Annotated in this window: 8 protein-coding genes; 3 read left to right on the forward strand and 5 right to left on the reverse strand. The window is 45.8% G+C overall.

Annotated elements, in window-relative coordinates; all coding sequences use genetic code 11:
- Positions 1–40 precede the first annotated feature (40 nt).
- The 3 genes from RH45_RS08820 to tesA form a co-directional block, all read right to left on the reverse strand.
- Positions 41–1,960, reverse strand: coding sequence for a bifunctional diguanylate cyclase/phosphodiesterase (locus tag RH45_RS08820; protein WP_008076239.1), 1,920 nt, complete (start codon positions 1,958–1,960; stop codon positions 41–43).
- A 205-nt stretch (positions 1,961–2,165) separates the two neighbouring features.
- Complete coding sequence (gene fabV / locus RH45_RS08825) at positions 2,166–3,365, reverse strand: enoyl-ACP reductase FabV (RefSeq protein ID WP_008076241.1); 1,200 nt, start codon at positions 3,363–3,365, stop codon at positions 2,166–2,168.
- Between the two features lie 73 nt (positions 3,366–3,438).
- A complete protein-coding gene (tesA, locus tag RH45_RS08830) occupies positions 3,439–4,038 on the reverse strand; it encodes a multifunctional acyl-CoA thioesterase I/protease I/lysophospholipase L1 (RefSeq protein WP_008076243.1) in 600 nt (199 codons plus the stop codon).
- Here tesA and RH45_RS08835 point away from each other — a divergent pair.
- The 3 genes from RH45_RS08835 (at position 4,037) to RH45_RS08845 (ending at position 8,875) form a co-directional block, all read left to right on the forward strand.
- Positions 4,037–4,711, forward strand: a complete 675-nt coding sequence (locus RH45_RS08835; RefSeq protein ID WP_008076245.1) for an ABC transporter ATP-binding protein — start codon at positions 4,037–4,039, stop codon at positions 4,709–4,711. The genes tesA and RH45_RS08835 overlap by 2 nt on opposite strands.
- Positions 4,712–7,150, forward strand: coding sequence for an ABC transporter permease (locus RH45_RS08840; RefSeq protein ID WP_008076247.1), 2,439 nt, complete (start codon positions 4,712–4,714; stop codon positions 7,148–7,150).
- A gap of 288 nt (positions 7,151–7,438) precedes the next feature.
- The gene (locus RH45_RS08845; RefSeq protein ID WP_008076249.1) at positions 7,439–8,875 is read left to right on the forward strand and encodes an FAD-dependent oxidoreductase; all 1,437 of its coding nucleotides are present in this window, start codon (positions 7,439–7,441) and stop codon (positions 8,873–8,875) included.
- 80 nt (positions 8,876–8,955) lie between these two features.
- On the opposite strand, the gene RH45_RS08850 is transcribed toward RH45_RS08845, so the two are convergent.
- Together RH45_RS08850 and RH45_RS08855 are read right to left on the reverse strand one after the other, a co-directional pair.
- Positions 8,956–9,888, reverse strand: coding sequence for a 5-oxoprolinase subunit C family protein (locus tag RH45_RS08850; protein ID WP_008076250.1), 933 nt, complete (start codon positions 9,886–9,888; stop codon positions 8,956–8,958).
- Positions 9,885–10,454: 5-oxoprolinase subunit B family protein (locus RH45_RS08855; protein ID WP_008076253.1), on the reverse strand; the 570-nt coding region annotated here is incomplete at its 5' end. The genes RH45_RS08855 and RH45_RS08850, both read right to left, overlap by 4 nt.

Genomic DNA, 10,454 nt, shown 5'->3' on the forward strand with positions numbered 1-10,454 from the left:
GTCGCGATGGCAGTGGCTCGCTATGAGCCACCCATTTCCATCACAATGCTTTTTGATTGTAATCGCCAAGAGAAATCACGTTCTGCTGGAGAAAGCTAGACTCAAATACGTCGCAAGGCATAGGTTTACCGTAAAGGTATCCTTGAGCAACATCGCATCCTTCTTCGATAATAAAGGCTTCGTGGCTCTCTTTTTCTATGCCCTCGACCGTGACTTGCAGCTCTAATTTTTTAGCGATGTTGATAATAGAGCGGACAATTTCTCGGTCTTCGACGCTGTCATCCAACTGGTGAATAAAACTTTTGTCCACTTTAATGGCATCAAAAGGGAACTTCTTCAGGTAATTGAAGGAGGCATAGCCAGTTCCGAAATCATCTAGTGACAATGTCACTCCAATCTCACTCAATGCTGTTAAGGTATTGCGTGCCACCACTTCATCCGCGATTAAACCGCTCTCGGTTACCTCTAACTCAAGATAATGAGCTGGGAGCTGGTAAGTGGTTAACAAATCGCTGACTTGGCTTACGAACTGCGGGTTTTGCAATTGCACGGCTGATACATTCACACCTAATTTAAAATCAGCAACGTGGTCGACCCATTCGGCGGCTTTCTGTATGGCGGAGCGGAGCACAAAACTGCCCACTTCAAAAATTAACCCGTTCTGCTCGGCTAGGTGAATCAGCGTCTCGTTAGAAATGTCGCCAAGTACAGGGTGACGCCACCTTAAGAGAGCTTCCGCACCCAGCCACTTGTGCGTGGTTGGTGTGACTTTGGGTTGAAAGTAAAGCAGCAAGTCATCATTTCTGACCGCTTGTAGCAAGTAGCTTTCTAGCTGATTAATGTGTTTTTGAATGTCTGAGATGTCTTGCGAGTAGAAGCTAAACTTGTGTCCGGAATCTTTACACGATTGCATAGCTTCAACGGCGTACTTGAGAATACTTTGTCCGTTCAAGGTGTCTTTTGAAGTGGCGATACCAATGTAGCTGTGTAGATGAAGCTTTTCACCTTCGATATCAAACTCAGACTGGCTTACCTCAATGAGTTGTCCACAAAGTGTATGGATATCGACGTCTATCTGCGACGAGGTAAAGATAAAGGCCAGATCGGTAGAGGTTGGACGAGCGGTCACGACGTCATAGCTCGATAAATCTCCGAGCTTTTTGTGGAATTGGACCAGTATATTTTCCCATGCCCCATAGCCATACTTAGATTGTACTCGGCGGCCATTGGCAAACCCAACATGGACAACCGCGACCTGCTTCGAAGTATGCTCTGAAACCGTGTTAAGTAACGAGTCAGTCTCGTGTTCAAGAGCCGCGCGATTCAAAAAGCCAGTACCTAGGTCGTGTCTTTGCTGATAATGCACTTTTTGTTCAGCGGCTCGTCGTTTGTCTATTTCGACATTTAATTCGTAGTTGAGGTCGACAAGATCTTTCGTCCGAGTGTGAACACGCGATTTTAACTCATCGTTAAGCTGCTTAAGCTTGTGGTTTTGATACAGTGTTTTTAGGTGCGCATCAATTGAATCTCGAAACGACTCGAGTAAATCTTGATAGGTCTGGTTGAGATGATTTTCTTTCGAGTCAAGAATGCAGATCGTGCCAAATACTTCGCCGTTAGGCCAAGAAACGGGCAGGCCACAATAAGCCACTAGGCCGAACTTCATATCGGGATTGTTTTGCCATTCAGGGTCCACCAGCGCATTCGGAACATGCAGCTTTTGGCGCGAGTTCACTACAGCTTCACAGTAAAGGCCTTGATTTAGTGGTTCTGCGTCTCCGGGAGAGTAAGGGTGTTCGGCATTGTTGTTGGCAGCAAAAACTTCAATTTGCTTGTCATCGATGCGCATAACGAGGGCTGCGGGTACAGAAATAATCTCAGCAAGCAAATTAACTATTTTCTGCCAACTCTCGAGCATATCATCTGGGATGCTGATGTTGGCAGTGATGATTTTTGACATACTTAGTCCCTGTGGGCTGTAGCTTTTGATACGAGCCTTCCTTGCTCTACTTTTAATGATAGACGCTATTTTGTAAACGCAACGGGCGAACGCCCCTATTTGTCCTAAAAATAAGAATGCCTGATAGAACCGATAAAAAAAAGCCTTCGTATCAACGAAGGCGAAAAGCTTAATATAAGTCTACAAAAATAAGAAACCTTCAATATCAATTCGTTCTATTTATGAATGACTCAATATCTACCGCTTCGGAGTAATTGACATTACTAAAGCCAAATCCATTCAGGTTGAGGAATTCTTGTTTAAAACCGTGATAATCTGCCAGTGAAGTAAAGTTTTCAGCGTTGAGCTGGTCAACTAACGTGTTCACTTTTGACTGAGTATCAGCATCGAGCTCCCACTCATCCATGCGAATCAAGCGTTCGCAGTCAACGGGTACTTTGTTCCCTGCATACAGCTTATCGCTAAACAAACGCTGCATTTGCTCTATACAGCCTTCATGTGTTCCTTTCTCTTTCATTACTTTGTACAAAGCAATGATGTAAGGGCTAAGCCCAGGGATAAAGACACTGGCTTTGGTCACAAGCGCTTTACACACCGTGGCGTAGGCGCCACCCTCAAAGTTTGCCAGCTTTAGGTTCAAAGAGTGGCTGGTTTGATGCAAATCTATCTTGGCTCTACCCAGAGTGCCGTCAAGATAAATAGGGTGGGTGAGCGCTGGCCCCATGTAAGAAAAGGCGATTGTCCTACAGCCATGAGCAATGGATTCTGAATTGATGAGACGATCGACCCAAGCTTCCCAATCTTCACCACCCATTACTTTGATGGTTTGTTCGGCCTCTTCATTGCTTGCCGCTTTAAGCTTGCTAGTATGCCAACTATCATCTTCTAGCATGATCGTTGCACCCGAGACATCTTGGTCGATGGGCTTAATCGCGGAGCGCCACATTTCTCCTGTTTCAGGGTTAGGCCTAACCCCGCTAGCAACGCTGTATATGATGAGATCCACTTCTCCTTCAAAGTAAGTCTCGATTGCTTCGACTACCTCATCTTTGACCGATTTAGAGAAGGCATCACCTTGGATATTGATCGCCAATCGACCTTCTTTTTCTGCGTTCTTCTTAAAGGCGATGTTGTTGTAGAAGCCTGCAGAGCCGACACCTTTGTTTGAAGGGCCCCGCTCGAAAGAGACACTGATGGTATCCGCTTTGGCCCCACCGAACGTCAGTGCTGTTCGTGCTGCCAGACCAAACCCAGACGACCCGCCAATAATCAGAACTCGTTTAGGGCCTTGGCTGATCTGCTTGGCTTGCTTTACGTATTGAATTTGTTGAAGAACCGCTTGTTCACAGCCGTAAGGATGCGCCGTTTTGGCCACCACGCCTTTGATAACTGGTTCAATAATCATAGTTTAGTCCTTTACCAACGGGGATTGGACCAGATTAACGTAAAGCTAGGTAAATTTTATTGAGCTAGACCAACTAGAGGTGATTAATTAGTTCATTGGCGACAAAATCGGCAATCCAAGGTTGTGCTTCGGGCTTCGGATGTAAGCCGTCATCCATCATCCACTCAGGGTTGATGATGACACCTTCCAAAAAGAAGGGTAACAATGCGACGCCTGATTGCTGAGCGGTCGCAGGGTATAAATCGGAAAACGCTTGAGTGTAGCGCTTTCCATAGTTTGGTAGTACATGGATTTGCATCAATAGCGGTGTGGAATCCGACTGACGAATCATGTTGATGAGTTGCGTTAGGTTCGCTTGGATAAGTTTCGGTGGAAAGCCTCTTAATCCATCATTGGCACCAAGCTCGATAAGCACATAGTCAGGTTGATGTTGGGTGAGTAACTGAGGCAAACGGGATAGGCCGTTGCCAGTAGTGTCTCCAGAAATACTGGCATTCACTACTTCGACTGACTTGCCTTTTGATGCCAACACATTTGGCAATAAAGAAGGCCATGCTTTTTCGATTGGCATTTGATAGCCTGCACTAAGGCTATCACCTAAAATCAATAATTTGCTTGCACTGGCTGGAAGAGTGAAAACAAGAACTAAAACAAGGGAAAGTAATCGAAACATGCAAACATCCGTAATCAAAGCTAACTCTGTATCTAAAGTAGTCTCTACTAATCAAGAACAATTAACAATCCTCGAGAATGTAAATCTTGATATCAAAGAGGGTGAAAGCGTCGCTATTGTCGGAAGCTCGGGGGCGGGTAAATCCACGCTAATGACTTTAATGGCCGGGCTAGATGTACCGACCACTGGAACGATTGAGCTAATGGGTAAAGAGTTGTCACAACTTGATGATGAGGCTCGTGCTGCTATTCGAAGTGAGTCCGTCGGTTTCGTATTTCAAAGCTTCCTATTAATTCCCAGCCTGAGTGCGCTTGAGAACGTCACGTTACCTTGCCTACTTAAAGGTGAAGATGAGGATATAGAGCGCGCAAAGGCCTTGTTGTCATCGGTGGGACTAGAACATCGTATGGATCACTCACCAGCACAACTGTCCGGTGGTGAACAACAGCGTGTTGCGCTCGCCCGTGCTTTTATGATTCAGCCTAAGGTTCTGTTCGCAGATGAACCAACTGGCAACCTCGACCAACAAACGGCGGAAAAAGTGATTGAGCTGCTGTTTGAGCTAAACAAACAGCATGGCACAACGCTAGTATTGGTAACCCACGATATGAAGCTGGCGGAACTGTGCCAACGACGTATTCGAATGCAAGCAGGGCATTTGGAGGAAGCGTAAATGGAACAACAAGCAAAAACGCTCAACCGTCGATTGTTTAGTTGGAGTTTGAGTGAGATCCGTCATGGGCAACTTTGGCCGGTTTCTATCGCGTTAACTCTGATTATTGCCTGTATTTTTGCCCTGACAGCACTAGCAGAACGGATGGAGCAGGTTGTAGTCAAACAAGGTAAAGATGCTTTAACGGCAGATACAGTGTTTGTCTCATCGAACCCGGTTCCTGAAACATTGCTCTCAGCTGTGAATGCTCAAGGGTTGACTCACTCCCTTCAAACTCGCTTTGCAACCATGGCGTTCAGTGATAATGGCATGAAGCTCATCACGGTAAAGTCGGTGGATAGTCAATACCCATTGCGCGGTCAAATGCGCTTGTCGGACGACAATCAAGAGTTTAGCCAGGTTTCTCCGGGAGAGTTATGGCTGGATGAACGTTTATTTTCTCAGTTGAATGTTGAAGTAGGTGACGCTGTCACCGTAGGTGATGCTGACTTCACCGTAACGGGTCGAATTGTTGAAGAACCAGGGTTGAGCTTCAACCCGTTCCAGCAAATGCCAACCGCTTTCATTCACTCAGACGACTTAGACAAAACTGGCGCGGTTCAATTGGGTAGCCGAGTACGATTCAACTTATTCATCAATGGTGAAGAAGCACAGATCGAACAAACTAAGCAAGCGGTGACGTTAACGCCGAGCGATCGTTGGAGAGACCAAAATAGTGCCAGCCGCACAAATGAAGTCTTCCAGCGTACCGAGCAGTATCTATCACTCACTGTTGCGATCGTCGTTATCATGGCAGCAACGACCTTGGTATTAACGTGTCAGCACTATGTATCAACGCGTCGTAAAACGATTGCTATGCTGAAAAGCTTAGGTGCGAGCCGGAACTGGATTGCTCGTTGGCTATCAATACAGGTTGTTATCTTAATGGTAACGGCAACTGTGCTGGGTGTTGCAATTGGGGTCGGCTTAGAGGTGTTGCTCCGAGTCCCGTTGGTCGATCTATTGCCAGACCCATTACCGAGTTATGGTGTTACCCCTGCGGTTATTGCTGTCGCTACCAGCGTATTGATTGCAGTACCAGCCCTAGGCATCCCGTTATTAGGGCTATTAAACGTAAATGCGGCTAACGTGATGCAGGAAGACGCAAGCTTTAACAACGGGAGATCATACCAATGGCTGGTGTTGGTTCCTCTATTACCTATGATCATTGCTTACCATCAAAATACACTGGTTTGGATAGTGTTAGGTGGCATTGTGGTGCTGTTTTTTGTTTTGGCACTTTGTAGCTTGTTATTGACTAAGGGCTTAGCAAGAGTTCCACTTTCTACGTCAGTCAAATTGGCACTCAGCCGTATCAACCGCTCTTCTCTTGCGACCGGTATTCAGTTTGGGGCGTTAGCGCTCTCTCTAATGCTTCTTGCGGTCATGTGGCTGGTGAGAACCGATCTGCTGACAGATTGGCAAAGAACTTTGCCTGCTGATGCACCGAATGCTTTTGCGTTGAACATCGCCCCTTATGAGAAAGATGCGTACTTAGAGGTCCTTGATGGTAATGCTATTGACCGTTCAGAAGACTACCCAATTATTCGCGGTCGATTAGCAAAAATTAATGATGCTGATGCCAAAGAGTATGCTGGGGAAGGGAGCGAAACGGATGCGTTAAGTCGAGAGATTAACTTTACCTTTGCGCAAGGGATTCCAGCCCACAATGAACTGCTCGAAGGTCAATGGACACCAAGCAATGGTGTCTCGGTGGAAGAGGAAGTGGCAAGCGAGCTTGGTTTAAGCATCGGCGACAAGCTTGAGTTTGTGATCAACAGCCAAACGGTAAGCGCCAACGTCAACTCGATTCGCCATGTTGAGTGGCGTGACATGAAACCGAATTTCTATTTTATCTTCACACCTGATGTGTTAGAGGCGATCCCTGCAACGTATTTGGTGAGTTTCCGTTTAGAAGATAAACATAATGATCTAATTGGCGAGCTTTCACGTAATCATCCAACGGTCAGTCTTATGGACATTCGGAGCATGGGGGCAAAAATTCAAGAACTGCTTACCCAGATCGTCTGGTCTATTACGGTATTGGCTGCGCTTGGTGTTGTTGCTGGGGTTTTGCTTATCTTTACATTATTACGGTTAAGCCTTGGTCAACGACAATCGGAAATCCAGCTTTATCGAACTTTAGGGGCGAGTAAAAGACGCGTTACGAGAACCATTTGGGCAGAGTATGGAATCATGTCACTGATTGCTGGTCTCATTGCAGCGATAGGGGCTGAAATTGTCGTTGGAGCACTGATGACGTTTGGATTTGAGCTTGAACCTAGCTTACATCTGAACCTCTGGTTAGCGTTGCCTGTACTTACGTTTATCACGTTAGCGTTAGTTGTTAACAGTATGATTAAACGTCTACTAACCCCTATAAATAAAGCATTTAGCTGATGTTGTTCAGGTTGGCTTGTCCACTTATCCACAAAAACGGTGGATAAAGTTTGGGATAAGTCAGCCTGTAGATAACTCGAATATTGTCACAGCCCTTGTGTGGGTAACGTATCAGGGAGATTTGTTATTCACACCGACAATAAATGCAGATTTCTTAAAATTTAAGTCAAGCGGTTTTTTCATTTTTTTGCCATGAAAATGCAATCGATTTTCCTTGCAAAAATTGTGTTTTTCTTCTCCCTTCGTTAGCAGTAAAATGCACTTAGAATGAATGGATTACCCATATAAATGCAGTCTCAATACTCACAACTCAGTGCATCTTCCGTTGCCATTATTGGTGGTGGTATCGCAGGTGCGACCGCAGCGGTTCACTTCGCTGAACTTGGACTTAATGTTACTTTAATTGAAAAGAAACCTAGCCTTGTTTCGGGGCCGCCCATTTGTCATCTTCATGCTGGTGGAAATTTGTACAGAGAAATTTCTACTGAGCAATGTTTAGAGCTTCTCAAGCAGTCGATCGATACCGCTCGCTTGTATCCGCAAACCATCAACAATCGTCCGACTGTCATTGCTGTACCATATGCGGATGGCGGAACGCCTGAAGAGTTGTATGAACGCTTGATTTCAATTCAAAGTGCCTACAAGCAACTTGTGGTTGAAGATGAGCGCAATAAAGTATTGGGAGAGCCAGAAGACTACTATCGCTTCTATTCGCGCAACGAGATTGAAGCGTTAGCAGAAAAGCAGCAGCCAGCAGAGCCAAAAACGTTTGATGACTGGATGATCCCATTCGCAAAACATGCAGATTTAAACAGTCTGCGTTTTCCGGTTGTCGTTGTACAGGAGCCGGGTTGGAGCGTATTTCGTATTGCCGCATCTGCAATGTTGACTCTTGAGCAGCGTAGTAACTGTCAGCTTATGCTCGGCACAAAAGTTGTTGATCTCAAAGAGCAAGACGGCTGGTTAATTGAATGCCAAACCGAAGCTGGGGAACGTACCTCAGTAAAAGCTGATTTCCTAATTAATGCTTGTGGTTACGAAACTGGCCATATTGACGATCTTGCGGACAAGCCACGAGATAGATTGGTTGAGTTCAAAGCGGCGTACGTGACTAAATGGCCAGAATGCCAAGACCTGTGGCCTGAAGTTATTTTCCACGGTCCAAGAGGGACGCCTAACGGCATGGCCCAGTTAACCCCTTATCCCAACGGTGTTTTCCAACTGCATGGCATGACAAAGGACATCACCTTGTTCGATGAAGGCTTAGTCGCTTCTTGCTCGGGCTCTTCACAACCTAAACTGCCAAACAAGTTGGAAAAGAAGATCATTACCGGTTGGGATGAGGCGACAGTGCTTGCACGTTCACGCAGAGCGATTGAGCACATGGCTCGTTTCGTTCCTGATTATAAACAAGCACACGAGTTCGGTACGCCGTTGTTTGGTGCTCAACAAATTCCGGGCAATGATGAAACGTTACGTGCTGCAGACGTTACGTTTTCAGGCAAGAACTATGCTCGCATGGAAGTGGTCAAAGGCTCTTCTGCATTAGAAGCTGCGATTAAAATGGTTGAGCATTGGAATTTGTATCGTTATGAATCGCAGTCGGTTGAGGCGTTGCATCCAGTGACTATGTCTTTAGACGCGCAAGCGGTAGAAAGAAAAGCAAAACAAATTGCCGAAGACAGGGCTTATCCGCAAGAGTTGGCTGAGTACTATGGTATGTAAATCGAAAAGGTAAAGGGTAAACGGGCTAAACAACAGCCCGTTTTTTATTGGTTCAGGTTCACTTTTAGATTCGGCTTATTCTAATAGCCAAAGAATCGAGCCCATTGGCCCCAAACATCCTGCAACCCCAACAAGTCACCCTTCACAAAACGGACCTTTTGGCCGGGCTTAGCTTGAGCCAATCGCGGTAAATCGATACGTGCTACACAACCAAACTTAGGGTAACCACCGATGGTTTGTCGATCATTAAGCAAAATGATCGGTTCTCCGTTTGGGGGGATCTGAATGGCGCCCAAAGCGATGCCTTCGCTAAGGTATTCTTGATTCGGAGGTAACACTCGACCGCCAGTAAGCCGATAGCCCATTCGATCGATAAACTGGCTCACTTCAAATTCCTGTGCGTAAAAAGCGTTGATCTGATCTTGTTGAAAATCACCGATTTGATAGCCTTCTATCACCCTTAGCTCTAAAGTGAGGTCATAATCAGGCTTGTACCTGAAGGTCATTTGTAGCGGCTTATTGTCGACCAAATGAGGTTTGATGGGCAATCTATCTCCCTGAGCTAAAGGCAGGCCACGCTCGATACCTCCGAGTTGGTCACGTGCGACAGCAGAGCTACTTCCAAGTTGCTTGGGCACTTGAAATCCATGCTTAATCGCTAGGTACGCGCGTAAGCCATTCTTTGGTAATCCAAACGTGAGGCGCTGTCCCGGTTTGGCGGCAAAAGAGCTCCAATTTTTAATTGGCTCGTTATCGAGTTTGGCATTAAGGTCACCACCTGCAATTGCGAGCTGGCAATGATGGTTTATCTGAAACTCAGCCTGACCAAGAGTAATTTCAAGGGTCGGGCAATTGACGTGATTGCCTAACAAATGGTTGGCCCAACTGTATGCGTAGTCATCTACCGGGCCGCCTTGCGTAATACCAAAATGAGCTAAACCGAAGCGACCAAAGTCTTGAATCAGGGTTTGTTGACCGGGTTTCACAACGGAAATGGATTCGTTCAAGTTCATTGCCACTCCTTGTCAAATTTTCCACCTAATTCTTCGAACTCACTGCGGCTAATAGACTCGAATTTGATCTTGTCGCCAATTGAGAAAGGCAGTACCGAAGCACTTGTGGGGTCATAAAGATCGAGAGGACAATTGCCGATAATATTCCAGCCACCAGGAGATTCACTTGGGTAAATAGCGGTTTGGTTATTCGCTATTGCGACACTTCCTTTCGCCACTTTGAGCCTTGGCGACGTTTTTCGCGGTAATTGCAGGGAGGGCGAAACGTCGGTCAAAAAGGCAAACCCAGCGGTAAAACCAATTGCCCCAACACTGTATTCTGGTTCGCTATGCAGCTTTATCACATCTTCTAAGCTTACACCTTGCTTTTCATACTCAATCAGATCTGGACCAACTTCTACGTGGTAATACACAGGTAATTTAATCGTGTTCGTTTGCGGCTGTTCAGGTAAATGGAGTAAAGATTCCGTCACTATTTTTTCTAGGTATGGAATGAATTCAAAAATGGAAACTCGGTGAGGCAAATAGTCAATTAAGATGGTATTGAAAGATGGAGTGACATTCAT

It is taken from the genome of Vibrio sinaloensis DSM 21326 (assembly GCF_000189275.1).
GTDB lineage: Bacteria > Pseudomonadota > Gammaproteobacteria > Enterobacterales > Vibrionaceae > Vibrio > Vibrio sinaloensis.

Excerpts from the sequence above, each read along its gene's own strand:
- RH45_RS08835 (WP_008076245.1), top strand. The coding sequence starts at position 4,037 with ATGCAAACATCCGTAATCAAAGCTAACTCTGTATCTAAAGTAGTCTCT.
- fabV (WP_008076241.1), bottom strand. The coding sequence starts at position 3,365 with ATGATTATTGAACCAGTTATCAAAGGCGTGGTGGCCAAAACGGCGCAT.
- RH45_RS08840 (WP_008076247.1), top strand. The coding sequence starts at position 4,712 with ATGGAACAACAAGCAAAAACGCTCAACCGTCGATTGTTTAGTTGGAGT.
- tesA (WP_008076243.1), bottom strand. The coding sequence starts at position 4,038 with ATGTTTCGATTACTTTCCCTTGTTTTAGTTCTTGTTTTCACTCTTCCA.
- RH45_RS08820 (WP_008076239.1), bottom strand. The coding sequence starts at position 1,960 with ATGTCAAAAATCATCACTGCCAACATCAGCATCCCAGATGATATGCTC.
- RH45_RS08850 (WP_008076250.1), bottom strand. The coding sequence starts at position 9,888 with ATGAACTTGAACGAATCCATTTCCGTTGTGAAACCCGGTCAACAAACC.
- RH45_RS08845 (WP_008076249.1), top strand. The coding sequence starts at position 7,439 with ATGCAGTCTCAATACTCACAACTCAGTGCATCTTCCGTTGCCATTATT.